This window comes from Bacillus haimaensis (assembly GCF_048270625.1).
In the GTDB taxonomy this organism is placed as follows: Bacteria; Bacillota; Bacilli; order Bacillales; family Bacillaceae_I; genus Sutcliffiella_A; species Sutcliffiella_A haimaensis.
Genome location: NZ_CP158164.1, coordinates 713,338 through 732,871, shown reverse-complemented (window position 1 = coordinate 732,871; position 19,534 = coordinate 713,338). Strand labels below are relative to the sequence as shown.

Here is a 19,534-nt window from a genome sequence, read left to right as displayed (position 1 = left end):
CTCGCATTTTCGAGGAGTCTTCGCCTATTGCTCCAATCAACAGCTAGTATTCAAAAAAACAACACTTTTGTTTATTTAACAAAGCCAAAAAAATAAAAAACTCCCCTCATCCAAATAAAAGGACGAAAGGAGTTAAGTTTCGCGGTACCACCTTTTTTTACAAGAAATAGATAGACTATCCCCTGTACACTCAAAGCTTGCTAACGGCTCTGCACCGGTTTCAACTACTGATATTTCATTGAAACTACTCGAGGGCGACCTTCCAGACTGACCTTCCTAAGAAACCTTTCAGCAATTGGTTTCTCTCTCTAAAGGAGTCGAGTTCCGTACTCTTCCCTGTCACTGTATTTCTTATAATTTTATTGTCCTTCTATGTTACAAAATAATGCATCTAATAGTCAATAAGCTTCTCCAACTTTTTATTAAGATATTCACAAAAGAAAATAATTGTGCGAAATTGGGCACTAATTTTCGCCATATATCATAAGTTGAATATATAGTGAACTTTGGTCAGCTTCATCTATAGAGGAGGTACATCCATGCGAAAGTATAACCCCTATTCCCTGCCGCCATGGTTAAGACAGGTTCGAGCTGTCTGTGCACAATTCATTATTCCCATCTGCATTTTCCAAGGTATACGGACCATTTTTCTCCCAACCACTTTTGATGTGTTAATTCTGGCGATTTGCATTGTCATAGCCATATGTTTTCACCTGGAATGGATCTAAAAAACAAAGCGAGACGTTGGACCTTGTTTCCAATCGTCTCTTTTTTCTGATTTCAGCATATTTTTTGTAGCATATTTCCCTAAGAACCGCCATAATTATACATAAAGATAAGAATTTTTTACCATTTTTCTATTCGAAGGAGAAAAACATGCTATCATTTTTGCAAAAACAGAAAACGCCACCCTATTCGGCAAACATGCAATTTCCCTCCAGCCAGTCAGTAGTGCGCCTAACTGACGAGGACCTTTCCAGCCGCCTTTATTATATGGGCTTTACCAAAGAACATCTTCAAGCACTAAAGGATGCGAAGCCTGCAGTCTTTACTATACTTGATGACGTACTTCTCAAGGTGCTTGAGCATTTATATAAGCAGCCGCCATTGAAACGCGTTGCATCCAACAACTCCAGTAAAGAAAGATTGGAAGCTGTATTCCGTCACTATTTTCAAAGCCTTTTAAGTGGAGAGCTTGATGAGGAATTTTTCAAAATGAGAAAGAGAATTGGGCAAACCCATAACGGTGTCCACCTTCCTGTGACCTGGTTCTTGGCAACTTATTCAGCGATCCAGACACTTCTGCTTCCAAAAGTGGTCGAGTGGTTCCAGGACTCTCCTGAAAAACTGGTGACCATAATAACCGCTCTTACACATATTACGAACCTTGATTCCCAGCTTGTCGTAGAGGAATATATCCATGTCAGGATCGACTTGCTCGAGCAGGCGAATGAGGCCAATCGTGCACTCCAAACTGAGCTGACAAAAATGAGCGAAGAAGTGGCAAGTACAGTGAGCGACACAGAGGAGACGATTCAGACGGTCACGTTAAAAGCCGAAACCGTTCTTAAGGAAACGGATCTGACCCAAAGAAGCAGCAAGAACCTGCTGAACCTGACCCATGAAAATGAAAAACAGATGGAAAGAATGGTTGGTAATTTCGGTGAGGTCATGCGAGAGGTTACCCAATCCCTAGAAGAATTGCATATCTTGAAAAACGTGTCTGAAGAAATTATCACCATGACCCAGGGAATAGACAATATCGCTGATCAAACCAATCTTCTTGCTTTGAATGCATCGATCGAAGCGGCTCGTGCCGGGGAGGAAGGAAGAGGATTTGCCGTAGTGGCAAGCGAGGTTCGAAAGCTTGCGGAAAGCTCCAAGGACTTGAGCAGCAAGATCAAGGTGCTCATCGACAAGAGTGACCAGCAGATCTCGAATGTGACCACCCTCATGGACTCCATGCACAAAGTTACCGGGCAGTCCCAGCAGAACATCCAGCAGGTTAAGGGCGGACTAATTACAGTCAAGATGGAAATGGACAACTATGTGGACCGCTTCAACAAAAATAAAGAGGATCTTGATAGCATCGTAACGGCATTCAAAGAGATTAATGCTACCACTACCAATCTCTCCGTCCTGACTGGTTCTCTTCTGAAAAAAGCGATTGATAAATAAAAGAAGGCCCCACCTTTTATCCGGTGTGGGCCTCTTGATTTTTTTTCTGCTCTTCGATCTGATTGATCCTTCCTGCTACATACTCAATATTTTTTGCCATCCAATAGCTGCCTTGCAGTTTTTTGACAAGCTCCCTTTCTGATACTGGTTTTCTTTGCTGGATGCTCGGTTGCTGAAAATGTTGGATCGTTTGCATGAATGTTTTCGGATGGGAAAGATAGCTTAAGGTCAGATTCTTTTCATGATCCTGCAGACTGAAGCCTTTCTGATATTCATAGAACCAGTCAATGCAGTCATCGCAATATAACGGGTAAGTGCGCAGATACCTCTGATAAAAGGAGATGAGGTCATTGGCAGGAGGACCATGCTTTGCCCGTTCCCAGCTGATAAAATAACCTCTGCCTTCTGTATCTTTTACAAAATGATGAAAGGAAACCCTGCCATGATTCATGGACACCCTATGTTTTTTCGTTTCTTTGATTTCCTCCTGCCAACTGTCCAGCTTCTGCAGGGAAAACTTTTGGGCCAGGGAGATCTCATGTGCATATGTGCATGCCATCAGTTCAAATGGAGACATATAAGTCTTTTTTTCGCATTCATCCACAAACTTCTCCAGCTCTTCTTGCTCTTTCGTCCATTCCCCTGATAGCCGATCATAGAAGGCGGTTATCTGCTCTTCCTCATATTCCTTTTCCTTCACCGTCATGCTATGCAGCTTTGAAAGCTCTTTGAACATGAGACTATCCTTGAAGTCCAGTTCCCTTTCCTCCTGATCCTCGATCCATGGCATCAAATAGTAGGCATCCGAGTAATTTTCTACAAAGTAATAGCCCTGCTTCGTCTGATAGATCGGTACAATCGTCTTTATTCCTCGCCGGTACAGTGAATGAATATTCATGAACAGTGGGTAGGCATGCTCTCTTCTGATTTTCTTCAAGGCAAATGTGCCGTTCTTGGTAGCAACCCTCCATACCTCTCCATGTTTTTCCACATATTCCGCCGTTACCCCGTATTGATTTAACAGCTCATCGAGATTATATTCTTGTGTCATCATGACATTACTCTCTTTCCTTTTGAGGATAGTAATCTCTAAAAGAGGATGTTCAAAAAGTCCGGTAAAAAGCTATAGAATTTCTTCGTCTGCTTGCCTCTCCGCTCCGCAACATTACAAATCATACGCTGCGGTGCTCGAGCCTTCGCATCCTCTAACTTCTTTGCTCTTTTTATCCTCCTTTTTAAACTTGCACTACAAAAGAAGTGAGAAAGGTCCCCCTCCCTCACCACTTTGAAAAGTTTTATGTTAACCGACTAGGATTTTGCTTTTGCTTTCGCAGGGATGTATAATAACTGGCCTTCATTTACATTGTCCTCCGTGGACAGACGGTTGATGCGGATAAGCTGCTGAATAGTCACGTCATATCTTTCCGCAATATGGTCAATGGACTCCCCTTGCTGCACAATGCATATTTTCAACCTCGTAAACTCTTCTCCATCTTCTTCTGCAAAAATCTTCGTCAAGGACAGGGAATTCTCATCACGAGCTTCTGTCTCTTCCTCGTGATAAGTCTGTTCCACAACTTTCTCTTTTTGCTTTCTTTTTTCGAAGAAGGATGCAAGATTCTGAGGATCCTCCTCTTCCTCCTCCTCTTCTTGTTTAGAAGACTGAAGTGCATAAATCGGCGAGAACGGATCTTCCGTATAGACCTTATCCGCCTGATAATAGGAGGTGTCTGCATCAATGTCCAATTCATCGTTTACAGCACTCTTTCTTGCCTCCACTTCAAACGGCTCATATTCCCCTGAATCATTGTAGCTGTATTGCGTATTTGCATTGACTTCATCCTGATTGAGTATTTCTTCCTCCTCATCATCATCTGCATCATAATGGAAGTCTTCATTATCAGCATCAAATTCAGAATGAGCACTTCGGTACATCGGTTCTAACTCAGGCTGTTCCTCCGCTTCAAAAGCATTCGGCTCTTCTTCCTCCTCTTGCTCAAACTCCTCCACTACAGGTGCACTTTGCTGATGCCCATAGATCCCTGAAATGGAAAGCTCTGCATCCAGCTGCAGGCAGCCGCGAGCAGGCACACTGTAGTCAAATGATTCAATCGACACATAAATCTCATCAAGGCTTTGAATCCTGTTCTTCGGGATGGTGATGTCCACCGGAAAACGATGCTTCAACGCCCAAACGCCATCCTCCCGCTCCTCCACCTCCTGCACCACTCTTGCCTGAGTAAAAGGACGATAATCCTCCTCTTCCTCCTCATTCATAAAAGCATGATACTCTCCTGATAATAATAAAGCTCCCCTGATGGAAACATATTGGTCCTGTTCATGGATTTGAATATCTGGATCCAACGCGATGGAGATGAGCTCCGCTACTTCCTGTCCCTTTTGAAACCATACAGACTCTTCTACTGAAAACCGCAAGCACGATTGTTGTTCTGAAGACAAAGGGGTTCCTCCTTTCACACCTAAAAAAAATTTACTATATCAATAAAGGTGTATGTGAGGACATGACGGAATATGATAAGTTTTTGGAGATGTGGGGGTGGGGGGAAAACTTATTCCAGTTCGTTAATATACAGTATCCAAAAAAATTACAAAAAACCCGCCTCCTACACAGAGACGGGTTTCACAAATCATTTTACTTCTTAATAGCCGAAAACGACTTCTCAATTGCTTCGAGTGTTTTTTCGATATCCTCATCACTATGTGCAGTGGATAGGAATAGACCCTCGAATTGGGATGGCGGCAGGAATACGCCGTTATCCGCCATCTCGCGGTAGAATGCCGCAAAATAGTCCAGGTTGGATGTTTTCGCTTTTTCATAGTTGGTTACTTCTTCGTTCGTGAAGAAGAAGCCGATCATCGAACCAGCGCGGTTGACTGTCAAAGGAACATCGTATTGCTTAGAGAGTGCAAGGATGCCTTCCTCCAGTTTGTCCGCCTTTTTGGCAAACTCTTTATAGGTTTCAGGTGTCAGCTGTGCCAAGGTTTCATAGCCTGCAGTCATGGCAAGCGGATTACCTGAAAGGGTACCTGCCTGATAGATAGGGCCGCTTGGAGCCACTCTGGCCATGATTTCGGCTTTCCCGCCGTACGCACCAACCGGAAGACCACCACCGATTACTTTTCCAAGACAGGTCAAATCAGGCGTTACGCCATAGTATCCTTGTGCACAATGGTAGTCAACACGGAATCCCGTCATTACTTCATCAAAAATCAGCAACGAGCCGTTTTTCTCTGTCACTTCACGCAGTCCTTCCAAAAATCCTGGCTGCGGTGGTACGACACCCATATTACCTGCAACAGGCTCCACGATGATGGCAGCGATGTCGTCGCCGAACTGCTCGAATGCGTACTTGATGCTTTCAAGATCATTGTAAGGAACCGTGATGGTGTTCATGGCCACACCCTCCGGTACACCAGGGCTGTCCGGCAATCCGAGTGTGGCCACTCCTGACCCCGCTTTGATCAACAGGGAATCGCCATGACCATGATAGCAGCCTTCGAATTTCACGATTTTATTCCGGCCTGTAAAGCCGCGCGCCAAACGCAGGGCACTCATCGTTGCTTCCGTACCGGAGCTTACCATTCGAACCACTTCAATGGATGGCACGCGCTCGATCACAAGCTTTGCCAGCTCATTTTCAATAAGTGTAGGCGCCCCGAAGCTTGTTCCGGATTCGGTTACCTTTTTGATGGCTTCCACTACTCTGTCATTGGAATGACCGTGAATAAGCGGTCCCCAGGAAAGGACGTAGTCTATGTATTCGTTTCCATCCACATCATAAATCTTGGAACCTTTGCCTCGTTCCATGAAAATCGGGTCCATGTTTACGGATTTAAAGGCGCGGACAGGGCTGTTCACCCCACCTGGCATTAATTTTACTGCCTCTTGAAATGCTTGCTTTGACTTTTCATAGCTTCTCATTTTTACGTCATCCTTTCTTTCTATCGAATGGATTATTCTATTTTTATTGGGAAGAGGTCCACATGCGCAAGACCGCTTTCCATTTAGTTTTCGTTCAACCAACGTGCAACATCCTTGGAGAAATAGGTGATGATCAGATCCACACCAGCTCGCTTCATGCTGACGAGCATTTCCATCACGATCTCTTTTTCATTGATCCAGCCGTTTTGTGCCGCTGCCTTGATCATGGAGTATTCTCCACTTACGTTGTAGGCCACAACAGGCACATTGAAGTTGTTCTTCACATCACGGATGATATCCAAGTAGGATAGAGCAGGCTTCACAATCAGGAAGTCTGCACCTTCCATGATATCGGATTCCGCTTCACGCAGTGCCTCCTGACGATTGGCAGGATCCATCTGGTAGGTTTTGCGGTCTCCGAATTGAGGGGAGCTGTGGGCTGCATCACGGAATGGTCCGTAAAATGCAGAAGAATATTTAACCGCATAGGACATGACCGGAATATGTTCAAAGCCGTTCTCATCGAGACCATGTCGGATAGCCGCAACAAATCCGTCCATCATATTGGATGGAGCAATGATGTCCGCCCCTGCTCTAGCTTGGCTGACAGCTGTACGTGCCAACAAATCCAACGTAGGGTCATTCAGCACTTGGCCTTCTTCCACAATTCCACAGTGACCGTGATTGGTGAATTGGCACAAGCATGTATCCGCGATGACAACTAGATCGGAAAAGCTCTCCTTGATCTGCGCAATTGCCTTTTGGACGATTCCATGGTCATGATAAGCCTGTGTTCCCACTTCATCCTTTTCATTTGGTACACCAAACACAATCACGGATTTGATTCCCAGATCCATAACTTCCGCCATCTCCGCATTCAGCAGGTCCAAGGAAAGGTGATAGACGCCAGGCATGGATGGTACTTCATTTTTGATATTGTGCCCTTCCACGACGAAAATCGGATAAATCAAGTCCTCTTTATGAAGGTGTGTTTCTCTTACGAGCGCTCTCATATTATCCGAGCTTCTTAAACGACGATGACGAGCAAATTGTAAGTCTTTCATTTACGTATCCTCCCTTTGAAAATAAGTGATGATCTCTTTCAATAATCCATCCATGGTGTATACTTCCGGACTCGCCACCACAGTGAAGCCGGCTTGTACTGCTGCTTGTTCTGTTATCGGTCCAATCACTGCTACAGGCACGTCAAGCAAACCAAATGCCTTTTTAAAGTTGTGTACCGTTGAAGGGCTTGTAAAAGTAATAAGATCCAGGCTCTGCTGCATGATAGCCTCTATATCCTCTTTTGTAAGGTAAATGGGCTTATTTTCATAAACGGTAATCTGTTTAACATTGTACCCTAAACGGAGCAGTTCTTCACGCAAAACAGGCCGGCCGAGGTTTCCTTGGATTAATGCAAGCGTATCCCGTTCCGGATCCAGCCTACGCGAAATCTCTTCTATCAGATTCTCAGCCGAATAGAAGGATGGAACAAGTTTTGTCTCATATCCACGCTCCGTTAATGCTTCCTTCGTTTTCGACCCGACAGCAGCTATTTTATTCGTTAACGGTTTACTATGTAATTCAAAAAAGTGATTCACGCCATTCACACTTGTAAATACAAGCCAATCATAATGAGCGGCCGCGTCTTCAAGCTCGGCTGAAACCTCCTCTTTATTGTCCGGCAGTGAAAATTGAATAAGAGGGACTTCCAATGGGGTCCCTCCGAGTTTCAGCACTTGCTTGGAAAAGTACGATGCCTGCTCCTTGCTTCTTGTAATAAGAATGCGTTTATCAGCTAAAGGCAAAGTACGGTCCATTATTGATCAAGCTCCTTCTTCACCTGGTCAATCAGCATTTTTCCACCCTGATCGGTTAAGCTTTGTGCTGCTTCAAGACCGACTTGGACCGGATCTGTACCTGTAATTCTTTCTTTGTAGAGGACAGAACCATCGGGAGCTCCAACGAGTACAGTAAGAGTGACCATGTCTTCCTGGCTTACAGATGCAAAGCCTGCGATAGGCACCTGGCATCCACCTTCCATTTTATGAAGAAATGCACGCTCTGCCACGACAGCTTTTTCAGTTACAGAATCGGTGAAAAGCTTTAACGTTTCCAGTAATTCATGGTCATTTTCGCGACACTCGATGGAGAGGGCACCTTGGCCGACTGCCGGCAAGCAAAGGTCTTCATCGAGGAATTCTGTTACTACATCCTTTGACCATCCCATACGGGCAAGTCCCGCAGCCGCTAAGATAATCGCATCATAATCCTCATTCTGAAGCTTCGCCAATCGAGTATCAATGTTTCCACGGATCCATTTGATTTCAAGGTCTGGGCGCTTTGCCAAAAGCTGCGCTCCACGGCGAAGACTGCTCGTGCCTACAATCGAACCGCTCGGTAAATCATCAAACTTAACATGGTCTTTGGAGATGAACGCGTCCCGATGATCCTCGCGGAAAGGAATACAACCGATAGTCAGCCCCTCAGGAAGAACTGCCGGCATATCCTTCATACTGTGGACAGCCATATCGATCTCACAATCGAGCATCGCCTGTTCGATCTCTTTTACAAAAAGGCCTTTGCCGCCAACTTTGGATAAGGTGACATCAAGGATCTGATCCCCTTTTGTCACAATTTCCTTCACTTCAAAATCAAAAGGGGCACCAAGGCTTTTCAGCTGTTCAATCACCCAATTCGTTTGTGTTAACGCAAGCTTGCTTCTTCTAGAACCTACAATGATTTTTCTCATATATCCTCCTTACCCTATATTTGGTTCTCTATAGAATCCAAAAATGGAAATTTGATAGTCTGCTTAACAGGAAAAAATTTATCAGTATCACTAAAAAAGCGGCTATATTCCAGTTAGCAATAGCCTTGCCTGTTATCCCCTTTGCCAAACGCTGATAAAAATAATAGCTGTATCCGGTAATGACCAGGAAGGAACCGAGGACCTTTGCATCATACCATACAAACTCGGAAAGCTTCACGGAGGCCCAGATGCTGCCTAAGATCAAAGAGAGAAGCAGCATTGGGACACCGATGACATTCAATACATAGCTCATATGGTCAAGCTTGGACAGATCCTGTATTCGCAGGAGCCGTTTTCCCCACTTTTTCCGCTTTAACAGATTGTACTGCAGGATGTAGAGAAGCGAAAAGACAAAGGAAAGTGAGAATGCACCATAGGAAAGAATGGCCATTGTAATATGAATGATCAATAGCTCCGAAACAAGAGCCTGTGCCACCACCTGTGATTCGTGCTGAATAGGGGTGAAGGTATGTAGTGCCATGACAAGGAACCCTATAACGTTGGTAAAGAATACGATAAAGTCGACCCGGAGAATCCGGTTGATGATAAGGGAGAAAGTGATGAGTACCCAGGTGTAGAAATACATTCCCTCATAGATGGTGAGAATCGGAAATCTTCCGGTATCGATCATGCGCAGAAATAAAAAAATTGTTTGCAGCACCCAAACAATTGCAAGTAACCAGAAGGCCGTTTTGTTGGCCTTCCGGTTATTATGAAGATAATCAATGAAATATAGCAGTACACTCAAGGCGTAAAGGATGATGGTAAACTCATATAGCCTTGCAATTGTCATCTCTAGCATATTTTCAGGCCTCTCTTACGACTGGAACGTCGCTGCATGAGGAAGCGGAATGCCCACGGGAGCACTCGTGCTTTTCTCCTTTTTCACAGCATAGTACTGTGTTTGGACTTCTTGTTGTACCGCTTCTTCAATATTAAAGATTTTAGTAAACAATTCTAGAGATTCTTGTGCATCAGGCTCAGAAGAGAGCTCTTTTGCACGAAGGATCGGATCACGGAGCATCTGGTTGATGATGCTTTTCGTGTGTTTGTTCAGCACCTTGATTTCACGCTCAGTCAGGTGAGGAAGCTTTCTTTGGATGCTTTGCATTGTTTCTGATTGGATGTCCAAAGCCTTTTGACGTAAAGCCGAAATGACCGGGACCACTCCTAATGTATTCAGCCAATGCTTGAACTCGACAATTTCCTCTTCAATGAACAGTTCAATCTCTTCTGCCGCTTTTTTGCGCTCGGAAAGATTGGCTTGGACAATTCCTTGAAGATCATCGATATCGTAGAGGAATACACTCTCGAGTTGATCGAGTTCAGGATCGAGGTCGCGTGGAACCGCGATGTCCACCATGAATAAAGGACGGCCTTTGCGGATTCTCTCGACATAGATCATGTCCTCTTTTGTAATGACAAAGTCTTTCGCTCCGGTAGAAGAGATAAGGATATCCGCTTCTACCAACGAACAGGATAGCTCTTTGATCGATTTGGCTTTTCCTTCAAATCGATTTGCCAAGCTTTCCGCTTTTTCCAATGTACGGTTGATGACCGTAACCTTCTTTACCCCGTTGCTGTGAAGATTCTGGACGGCGAGTTCTCCCATTTTTCCTGCGCCTAAAATTAAAACATGCTTATCTGTTAAATCACCAAAGATTTTTTTTGCAAGCTCCACCGCTGCATAACTGACGGAAACTGCATTCGAACCGATCTCCGTTTCGGAATGCGCTCTCTTGGCAAGTGTGATAGCCTGTTTGAAAAGCTGGTTGAAAATGGTCCCCACTGTATGATTCTCCTGAGCGGAGAGGAAGCTTGTACGGATTTGTCCAAGAATCTGGGTTTCACCAAGTACCATGGAATCCAATCCACAGGAAACCCTGTACAAATGCTCGATAGCCCCATCATTTTCATAGATGTTCAAGTAAGGAGAAAACTCTTCCTTGTCCAAATCGAACCATTCAGCAAGGAAAGATTTAATATAATAACGTCCAGTATGCAACTGATCGACTACTGCATATACTTCCGTACGATTACAGGTAGAAACGATGATATTTTCCAAGATGGATTTGCGATCCTTTAATGCTATCATCGCTTTATCAAGATCAGCTGGATTAAAAGTTAATTTTTCACGGATTTCAACAGGGGCCGTCTTATAATTAACGCCGACTACTATAATATGCACTTGTCCGTACACCCCCAGGAAAATTATGATCTATAAAAATTATAACATGACTGATTGGCGAAACATCTGTTAAAATGTGAACAAATGGTTGCCATTTTTAAGTAATATACCCGTTCTTAATAAATACATTTCCTTTATATATTACAAACATTACAATTCTTTTATTCACCAACTTGTACATTAACAGAAATTCTACGCAGAATCAAGGTTTCAGGCTTGATTTCAAGGAGGAAAACATGAAGAAGAACAGCTTTTTGCCGGGATTGCTCCTGCTCTTATTTGGAGCATATTTCCTATTGGAACAGATGAACATCGAGCTATGGCAGGGAACCTTTACTTGGCCGACCATTCTCGTTATTACAGGGTTTGCATTATTATTACAAGCTTACAAGCAGAACGATCCCGCTAACATTCTACCAGGCTTTGTGCTTCTAGGAGTAGGCCTGCATTTTCATCTGAAAGGTCAATTGGCATTTTGGCCCGATCACTTTGCTGTTATTATTCTCATCGTGGGGGTCGGTTTTATACTCCGCTCCCAAAAGACAAAAAGTGGACTGTTTGAAGGTGCCGTGCTGACAGTAATCGCAAGCTTCTTTCTATTTTCCAATACCCTGATGGAGATGCTTGGAATCGTGGAAAACGGATTTTCCGCCTTACATACTTTCTGGCCAGCGGTGCTCATCCTTATTGGCGCCTATCTCATATTCAAAAAGAAATAATCAGAAAAAGACCTACGACAATTTCCATACATTGTTGTAGGTCTTTTCTTTGAAGATTTATAGAACGGCGTCCAAAAATTCCTTTGTCCGCTGATTCTCTGGATTATTGAAAAGCTGATCTGGGGAACCTTCCTCGACAATTTTTCCGTCATGCATGTAGACCACTCTATCAGCCACTTCCTGGGCGAATCCCATTTCATGCGTTACCACGACCATCGTCATTCCTTCTTCGGCAAGCTCTTTCATAGTTTTTAAAACTTCTCCTACAAGCTCTGGATCAAGTGCTGAGGTAGGTTCATCAAAGAGCATCACTTCCGGTCTCATAGCAAGCGCCCTGGCAATTGCTACACGCTGCTTCTGCCCACCTGAGAGTTTGCTCGGATACACGTTCTCCTTTTCGGAAAGGCCAACTTTAGCCAACAGATCGGATGCAATCTTTTTCGCTTCCGCCTTTTTCAGCCCTTCCACTTGAATCGGTGCCTCCATGACATTTTCCAGAACAGTTTTATGCGGAAAAAGATGAAAATGCTGAAACACCATTCCCACTTTTTGACGGACCTTGTTCAGGTTGTCTTTTTTGACATCCACTTCTTTCCCGTCAATCACAACGCTTCCGCTGTCCTTCATTTCGAGGAAGTTCATGCATCGAAGAAGGGTACTTTTACCCGAACCACTAGCCCCGATAAGGCACACCACTTCTTTATTATTTACCGTCATCGATATATCCTTCAGTACATGCAAGGAACCGAATGACTTGTTCAGATTATTCACTTCAATCTTTGTATTCATCCGTTATCCTCCTATCTGTCGCTCGCTGAGAATTTTCGTTCCAGCATATTTACGATAATTCCAATCAATCCAACAAGAACTAAGTAGTAAACGGCTACAACCAATAAGTAGGTCATGACATCGTATGTGTTTGCCCCTTGTGTTTGGGCAACGTTAAATAGTTCATAGAACCCGATGAATGCCGCTAGTGAGGAATCCTTCAGACCGATAATAAACTGATTCCCAAGTGGGGGAAGAGCTCTTCTGACGGCCTGTGGCAAGATGATGCGCCTCATGGTCAGCTGTCTCGTCATTCCAAGAGAACGCCCCGCCTCCATCTGACCTTTGTCAATGGATTGAATCGTACCTCTGAAAATTTCTGCTATGTATGCGCCATTATGAAAAGCCAACGCCAGGGAAATCGACCAGAATGCCGAGATGTTATACTCCACCAACCCGAAGTAGATAACGAAGATCTGAACAATCAACGGTGTTCCACGGACCAGATAGATATACGCGTTTGCTATCCACTCAAGAACTTTGATTTTGGATATCTTTAAAAAGGCAAAAAATAGACCGATAAAAAGTGCAATTAAGATGGATACTGCCGTAATCTGTAGGGTTTTGAGCATTCCTCTCAGGAACATGTCATAAGAACCCATAAATACTTCTATAAAATGCGCCAAGCTTGGCATATTTTTCACTCTCCTTCTGGCGATTTAAAAAATGTGTGGTGTATAGACACCACACATCTAGATCAAATAAAGTAAGAATTCATTTACTCTTTAGGCTCTGTTGTGATATCTTCTCCGAAGTACTTCTCACTGATTTCTTTAAGCTTTCCGTTTTCACGCAATGTTTCTATTGCTTTGTTTACCGCTTCAAGAAGCTTCTCATTGCCCTTGGCGATACCGATTGCCTGTTCACTTCTTTCCAGAAGTTCACGACCCTCTAGTTCCATTCCGGCACCGATTGCTTCCCTGCCGGTGACGAAATCTGTTACTACTGCATCATGACGGCCGTTGTTCAGAGCCTCCAATGCGACAACGTCACTATCATAGTTGACGACATTGTCAGAAACACCTTCCATGATATCCGCATAGGTGGATCCTCTCGATACGGCTACCTCCATATCCTTCAAATCATCCAATGTCTGTATATCGCTGTCTGGACGAACAAAAATCTGTGGTCCGGAATAGTAGTAAGGTGTGGAGAAATCCACTGCTTCTGCACGCTCCGGTGTAATGGTGTGACTTGCTACAGCTGCATCAAACCTTCCGCTTTTCACACCTTCCACGATACTCGCAAATGTATATTTTTTCTGAACCGGTTCAAGACCAAGCTCTTCTGCAACCGCTTCTGCAACCTCAATATCAAAGCCGCTCATCTTACCTGATCCATCCGTAACACTGAATGGTTTGAATTCTCCGGATGCTGCATATGTAAACTTTCCGTCTTCCACTAGTTCGTATCCTTCATCTGATGTGGTTTTGCCACCTCCGCATGCTGCTAGAATAGTAGATAATAAGAACAGTGACACAAATAATAATCTCTTTTTCAATTTCCTGAATCCCCCTTGATGAGTATTTTTATGTACTAGTTAAATCGTAGCATTTTCACAAAACTGCCACAAATACGGTATGAGAGAGTATCATTTGATAATTCAGTATATTCTCTCGTAAGCAAAGACTACCTCCCATGTAACATAGAGATGCTCCCACATACTCCCGTATCCTTTCTATTCCCATTAGACAATTCAGAATAAACCTATATTTTATAACTTTTTAAAAAGTTTAATAGGAAATACAAAAAAGCGGCAGGACTAATGTCCTACCGCTTTACATGCTATTTCATTCTTTTTTGGAGTATACCCCACACTTCATCTTTCCCTTGACCGGTTTCAGAAGAGAATAAAACCACCTCATCCTCCTGGTCCATGTCCAAGGTTTCTCTTACTACCTTCTTATGCTTCTGCCATTTGCCTTTTGGAATCTTATCCGCTTTTGTTGCAATAACGATAACCGGAAGATCATAGTGCTTCAGGTAGTCATACATCGTAACATCGTCCTTGGAAGGCGGGTGACGCAGATCGACTATCATCAGAACAGCACGAAGCTGCTCGCGTGAAGTCAAATAAGTCTGCATCATTCTACCCCAGGCGTCACGTTCCGATTTTGGCACTTTAGCGAATCCGTAACCAGGTACATCCACAAAATGAAGCATTTCATTGATCAAATAAAAGTTCAATGTTTGTGTTTTACCCGGTTTGGAGGAAGTTCTCGCAAGGTTTTTTCGATTGATCATCTTATTGATGAACGATGATTTACCTACATTGGAACGACCCGCCAAGGCGAATTCCGGCAAAAGATCATTAGGATACTGTTCTGGTTTTACGGCACTGATTACAATTTCTGCTTGTGTTACTTTCATTGTGTCTCTCCTGTTAATGCGTGTTCCAACACTTCATCTAGATGTGATACTAAGACAAACGTCAAATCTTCCCGCACACTTTCTGGAATATCATCCAAATCTTTTTCATTATCTTTTGGTAGTATTACTGTCTTCAATCCTGCACGATGCGCACTTAAAGATTTCTCCTTTAGTCCGCCAATTGGCAGCACCCGTCCTCTTAAGGTGATCTCCCCGGTCATTCCCACTTCTTTGCGGACCGGTTTCCCAGTCAAAGCGGAGATGAGGGCTGTTGCCATGGTGATACCTGCAGAAGGGCCGTCTTTCGGTACAGCTCCTTCAGGAACGTGTATGTGGATATCGTTTTTCTCGTTAAAATCAGGATCGATATTCAACTCTTTCGCTCTGGAGCGGATAAAGCTGAATGCCGCATGTGCAGATTCTTTCATCACATCGCCAAGCTTTCCAGTTAAGAGCAGCTTTCCTTTACCCGGGGATAAAGAGACTTCAATGGATAAAGTATCCCCCCCAACAGTCGTATACGCCAATCCTGTCGCTACACCAACCTGATCCTCGAGCTCAGCCTGTCCATAACGGAATTTTGGCTTCCCTAAAAATTCCGGCAGGTTCTTGTTGGTAATAATGACACGTTTTTTGCTGCCCGATACGATGATCTTGGCTGCTTTTCTGCAGATGGAGGCAAGCTGTCTCTCCAGACTACGGACTCCCGCTTCTCTCGTATGGTAGCGGATGATGGAAAGAATTGCTTCATCACGGATCTGGAGCAAGTTTTTCTCAAGTCCATGCTCTTTCGCCTGTCTTGGCAATAGATGGTCTTTACCGATATTAAGCTTTTCTATTTCCGTATACCCTGCGATTGTGATGATTTCCATACGGTCACGCAGCGGCCCAGGAATTGTCGCCAGATTGTTGGCTGTTGCCACAAACATGACGTTCGATAAATCGTAAGCTTCTTCAATATAATGGTCACTGAAATTAAAATTCTGTTCCGGATCCAGGACCTCCAACAGGGCAGAAGAAGGATCCCCACGGAAATCGTTGGACATTTTATCGATTTCATCCAGCAGGAAAACTGGATTGATTGTTCCCGCTTTTTTCATCCCTTGAATAATACGGCCCGGCATGGCACCTACATAGGTTCTTCTATGTCCGCGGATTTCAGACTCATCCCGCACGCCGCCTAGGGATACTCGGACGAACTTTCTGTTCAGGGATTTTGCAATCGATCTCGCAAGCGACGTTTTCCCCACTCCTGGAGGTCCCGCCAAGCAAAGAATCGGCCCCTTCAGTGATTTTGTCAGCTGCTGTACCGCCAAATACTCCAGTACACGCTCTTTTACATTTTCCAAGCCGAAATGATCTTCATTCAGGATTTGTTCGGCTCTTTTAATATCTAGCTGATCCTCTGTGGAGATATCCCATGGCAAGCCCAATAGCCAATCTATATAATTGCGGATTACAGAGCTTTCGGCTGAGCTGGATGGGATTTTTTCATACCGGTCGATTTCTTTTAATGCCGTCTTTTTTACGTTCTCAGGCATATCAATCTTGCTCAGCTTTTCTTTCAGTACTTCAATTTCGCCTGCTTTGCCTTCTTTATCACCAAGCTCTTTTTGAATGGCCTTCATTTGTTCACGCAGGTAATATTCCTTTTGCGTGCGCTCCATCGAACGCTTCACGCGAAGTCCTATTTTCTTTTCCAATTGAAGTACTTCTTTTTCGTTGTTTACATACTTGATTACTTTATGAAGTCGATCCTTAACGTCTCTCGTTTCGAGCACCGCTTGCTTCTCTTTCATTTTTAAAGGAAGGTGCGAAGTGACGATATCCGCCATTCTTCCCGGCTCCGCAATATCAGATACCGTATGATACGTCTCAATCGTCGTCTTCTTTGAAAGCTTCGTATATGTATGAAAGTATTCCAATAACGTTCTCATCAACGCTTCATCTTCTGCATCTTTATCCTCTGTATCAGGATATGTCAGCAACTTCGCTTCCCAATGTGTTTCCTTCTCGATGAACTCTTCAATCTTAGCACGCTCGAGCCCCTCTACCAGTACCCGGACCGTACCATTTGGAAGCTTTAGCATCTGCTTTACCTTCGTCAATGTTCCCCATTCATACAGATCCTCTTCTGAAGGTACATCCGTACTTACCTCTTTTTGTGTAGAAAGGACTACAATATTATCATTCAGCATTGCTGTTTCCAAGGCCTGAATGGATTTATCCCTGCCCACATCCAAGTGAAGCACCATCGTGGGAAACACCATCAAACCTCTTAAAGGCAATAATGGAACATGATATTCCTTATTCTCTGCCATCGTAACACCCCCGTACGCTCTTCCATTGTTGTTTCATCTTTGTTCAATTCTATCCTAATTGCCTAGCCCTGTCTAATTAAGAGTGGGCAAATACAAAGAAAAGATATTGTTTGTACTATTCTTTACTTGTTTCAGGAAGTTATTATCAAAACCAGTAGTAAAAATTTTACCTTTTTAGGAGTGGAAGTGCAATAAATGAGTTTGTTTGAGGTGTTAAAGGTAAGGAGGATGCCTTCTCTACATTCCTTAAGCTGGAGTGGGGGTATCAAAAGGAATGATTGATTCCCTTACGGCTCTCTTTTACCTGGAGTGAAGGTATCAATCGGAGGGATTGATTCCCTCACATCTCTCTATTACCTGGAGTGAAGGTATCAATCAACGTGATTGATACCCTCTCTATCCATAATAAACGGCAATGAGGGTATCATTTTTCACGATACCCCCATCTCAAAATCCCTTTAATTAAATCTACTAACTTTACATCGATTCCGTCTTCGGCACAGCGATTGGCACCTGTAGGATATTCTCGATAATGGTGTCGGTCGCTTTTTCCCTTACTAGAGCCAGGTCTAGCACTTCCTGGAACTCATGTACCGGAATCACTTCGATTCCATCTATTTCTCTGATGATGGACTGCATATTTTCTGCAGGGATGATCACTTTCTTGGCCCCCGCCTGCTTAGCCGCTTTAATCTTTGGAATCACTCCACCAATTGGCTTTACTGTACCATGAATACTGATTTCACCTGTCATCGCAATAAGATTGGAAACAGGCAATTTGAAGATGGCGGAATATATTCCTGTTGCCATTGCTATTCCTGCTGAAGGCCCATCAATCGGGACACCACCAGGGAAGTTCACATGGATATCGAAATCTGCAGCAGGTACTCCCAGTGAACGCAGTACCGTAATGACGTTTTCCACCGATCCCTTGGCCATACTTTTGCGGCGCACTGATTTGCCGCTCTGGCCACCAAGGCTTTCCTCTTCCACGATTCCTGTAATATTCACCGTACCCTTTTTAGGCTCTGTTGGGATGGCCGTTACTTCAATTTCCAGTAACGCTCCTGAATTAGGTCCGAATACCGCAAGGCCATTTACGAGGCCAAGCTGCGCTTTTTCCTTTATTTTGTTTTCGTATTTAGGAGCCAGCTGACTGGAATGGATGACCCATTCAATGTCTTCAAGCTTCACTTCGTATCTGTCCTCTGTAATGGCAAGGCCTGCGGCAATCTGCATCATGTTCACCACTTCCCGCCCGTTTCTTGTGTATGAGGCGAGTAGACTGATTCCAGCCTCCTCTGCTGTCATATGTATCTTGTCCACAGCGTTTCTTGCAACCACTTCCAGCTCTTCCTTGTCCAATTCACGGAAAAATACTTCCATACAGCGGGAGCGAATAGCTGGGGGTATTTCGTTTGGTGTTCTAGTAGTTGCGCCAACCAACCGGAAATCCGCAGGCAGACCATTTTGGAAAATATCATGAATATGTTGAGGGATTTGATGATTCTCTTCACTATAGTACGCACTATCAAGGAACACTTTTCGGTCTTCAAGCACTTTCAGGAGTTTATTCATTTGAATGGAGTGCAGCTCCCCGATTTCATCAATGAAGAGCATTCCTCCATGTGCATGGGTGACAGCACCCTGCTTCGGCTGTGGTATACCAGCTTGTCCCATCGCACCTGCACCTTGATAGATCGGGTCATGCACAGATCCTATCAACGGATCGGCAATTCCCCTTTCATCGAATCTGGCTGTGGTAGCATCCAGTTCAATAAACACCGCGGAGGATTTAAAAGGTGACTTTCTATTCTTTTTTGCTTCCTCCAAAACCAGTCGCGCTGCAGCAGTTTTCCCCACTCCAGGAGGTCCGTAAATGATGACATGCTGTGGATTAGGTCCGCATATTGCCGCTTTCAATGCTTTGATTCCATCTTCCTGTCCGATTATTTCTTTGAAGCTGGTCGGCCTCACCTTTTCCGCCAAAGGCTCGGAAAGAGAGATACTTCTCATTTTGCGTAATTGTTCCATTTCTTTTTTTGACTCTTTATCAATCGAGACTTTCTGAGTACGTTGATTTCGTAGCAGGTTCCAAAAATAGAGTCCAATGATGACCCCAAAAAAAAGCTGAATAAACAGTGCAATACCTGTCCAAGACATAATTACCCTCCT

General features: G+C 44.0%; 17 protein-coding genes, 1 pseudogene and 1 other annotated feature. Of the genes and pseudogenes, 4 read left to right on the top strand and 14 right to left on the bottom strand.

Going from position 1 to position 19,534, the window contains the following annotated elements:
* Window positions 1-115: 115 nt before the first annotated feature.
* Window positions 116-352, bottom strand: a binding site (T-box leader).
* 187 nt (window positions 353-539) lie between these two features.
* The 3 genes and pseudogenes from ABN702_RS03495 to ABN702_RS03485 all read left to right on the top strand — a co-directional run bounded on the left by ABN702_RS03495 (window position 540) and on the right by ABN702_RS03485 (window position 2,178).
* On the top strand, window positions 540-728 hold the full coding sequence (locus tag ABN702_RS03495; RefSeq protein ID WP_386640630.1) for a hypothetical protein: 189 nt from the start codon (window positions 540-542) through the stop codon (window positions 726-728).
* A gap of 148 nt (window positions 729-876) precedes the next feature.
* A pseudogene (locus ABN702_RS03490) lies at window positions 877-1,410 on the top strand (protoglobin family protein); the annotation flags it as partial.
* Between the two features lie 78 nt (window positions 1,411-1,488).
* Window positions 1,489-2,178 (top strand): methyl-accepting chemotaxis protein, encoded by a 690-nt coding sequence (locus ABN702_RS03485; RefSeq protein WP_417900811.1) that lies wholly within the window; start codon window positions 1,489-1,491, stop codon window positions 2,176-2,178.
* Window positions 2,179-2,194: 16 nt separating this feature from the next.
* Here ABN702_RS03485 and ysxE read toward each other — a convergent pair whose 3' ends face one another.
* From ysxE to hemA, 8 genes are all read right to left on the bottom strand, one after another.
* Window positions 2,195-3,232: a spore coat protein YsxE gene (gene ysxE, locus ABN702_RS03480; protein WP_417899411.1), complete on the bottom strand. Its 1,038-nt coding sequence runs from the start codon at window positions 3,230-3,232 to the stop codon at window positions 2,195-2,197.
* A gap of 254 nt (window positions 3,233-3,486) precedes the next feature.
* Complete coding sequence (gene spoVID / locus ABN702_RS03475; protein ID WP_417899410.1) at window positions 3,487-4,638, bottom strand: stage VI sporulation protein D; 1,152 nt, start codon at window positions 4,636-4,638, stop codon at window positions 3,487-3,489.
* 193 nt (window positions 4,639-4,831) lie between these two features.
* Window positions 4,832-6,121, bottom strand: coding sequence for a glutamate-1-semialdehyde 2,1-aminomutase (gene hemL / locus ABN702_RS03470; protein ID WP_417899409.1), 1,290 nt, complete (start codon window positions 6,119-6,121; stop codon window positions 4,832-4,834).
* A gap of 83 nt (window positions 6,122-6,204) precedes the next feature.
* The gene (hemB, locus tag ABN702_RS03465) at window positions 6,205-7,185 is read right to left on the bottom strand and encodes a porphobilinogen synthase (RefSeq protein ID WP_417899408.1); all 981 of its coding nucleotides are present in this window, start codon (window positions 7,183-7,185) and stop codon (window positions 6,205-6,207) included.
* A complete protein-coding gene (locus ABN702_RS03460; RefSeq protein WP_417899407.1) occupies window positions 7,186-7,941 on the bottom strand; it encodes a uroporphyrinogen-III synthase in 756 nt (251 codons plus the stop codon).
* The gene (hemC, locus tag ABN702_RS03455; RefSeq protein WP_417899406.1) at window positions 7,941-8,873 is read right to left on the bottom strand and encodes a hydroxymethylbilane synthase; all 933 of its coding nucleotides are present in this window, start codon (window positions 8,871-8,873) and stop codon (window positions 7,941-7,943) included. Before hemC ends, ABN702_RS03460 begins: the two co-directional genes overlap by 1 nt.
* A 28-nt stretch (window positions 8,874-8,901) precedes the next feature.
* Window positions 8,902-9,735 (bottom strand): cytochrome C assembly family protein, encoded by an 834-nt coding sequence (locus ABN702_RS03450; protein WP_386640655.1) that lies wholly within the window; start codon window positions 9,733-9,735, stop codon window positions 8,902-8,904.
* Between the two features lie 15 nt (window positions 9,736-9,750).
* Window positions 9,751-11,121: a glutamyl-tRNA reductase gene (gene hemA, locus ABN702_RS03445; RefSeq protein ID WP_417899405.1), complete on the bottom strand. Its 1,371-nt coding sequence runs from the start codon at window positions 11,119-11,121 to the stop codon at window positions 9,751-9,753.
* Between the two features lie 236 nt (window positions 11,122-11,357).
* On the opposite strand from hemA, the gene ABN702_RS03440 reads away from it, so the two are divergent.
* A complete protein-coding gene (locus tag ABN702_RS03440) occupies window positions 11,358-11,840 on the top strand; it encodes a LiaF transmembrane domain-containing protein (protein WP_417899404.1) in 483 nt (160 codons plus the stop codon).
* A 57-nt stretch (window positions 11,841-11,897) separates the two neighbouring features.
* On the opposite strand, the gene ABN702_RS03435 is transcribed toward ABN702_RS03440, so the two are convergent.
* From ABN702_RS03435 to lonB, 6 genes are all read right to left on the bottom strand, one after another.
* Complete coding sequence (locus ABN702_RS03435; RefSeq protein ID WP_417899403.1) at window positions 11,898-12,629, bottom strand: amino acid ABC transporter ATP-binding protein; 732 nt, start codon at window positions 12,627-12,629, stop codon at window positions 11,898-11,900.
* Window positions 12,630-12,640: 11 nt separating this feature from the next.
* Complete coding sequence (locus ABN702_RS03430; protein WP_417899402.1) at window positions 12,641-13,303, bottom strand: amino acid ABC transporter permease; 663 nt, start codon at window positions 13,301-13,303, stop codon at window positions 12,641-12,643.
* An 83-nt stretch (window positions 13,304-13,386) separates the two neighbouring features.
* The gene (locus tag ABN702_RS03425) at window positions 13,387-14,169 is read right to left on the bottom strand and encodes a transporter substrate-binding domain-containing protein (RefSeq protein ID WP_417899401.1); all 783 of its coding nucleotides are present in this window, start codon (window positions 14,167-14,169) and stop codon (window positions 13,387-13,389) included.
* A gap of 284 nt (window positions 14,170-14,453) precedes the next feature.
* On the bottom strand, window positions 14,454-15,038 hold the full coding sequence (gene yihA, locus ABN702_RS03420) for a ribosome biogenesis GTP-binding protein YihA/YsxC (RefSeq protein ID WP_417899400.1): 585 nt from the start codon (window positions 15,036-15,038) through the stop codon (window positions 14,454-14,456).
* Complete coding sequence (gene lon, locus ABN702_RS03415) at window positions 15,035-17,359, bottom strand: endopeptidase La (RefSeq protein WP_417899399.1); 2,325 nt, start codon at window positions 17,357-17,359, stop codon at window positions 15,035-15,037. Before lon ends, yihA begins: the two co-directional genes overlap by 4 nt.
* Before the next feature lie 477 nt (window positions 17,360-17,836).
* Window positions 17,837-19,522, bottom strand: a complete 1,686-nt coding sequence (gene lonB / locus ABN702_RS03410; RefSeq protein ID WP_417899398.1) for an ATP-dependent protease LonB — start codon at window positions 19,520-19,522, stop codon at window positions 17,837-17,839.
* Between the last annotated feature and the right edge of the window lie 12 nt (window positions 19,523-19,534).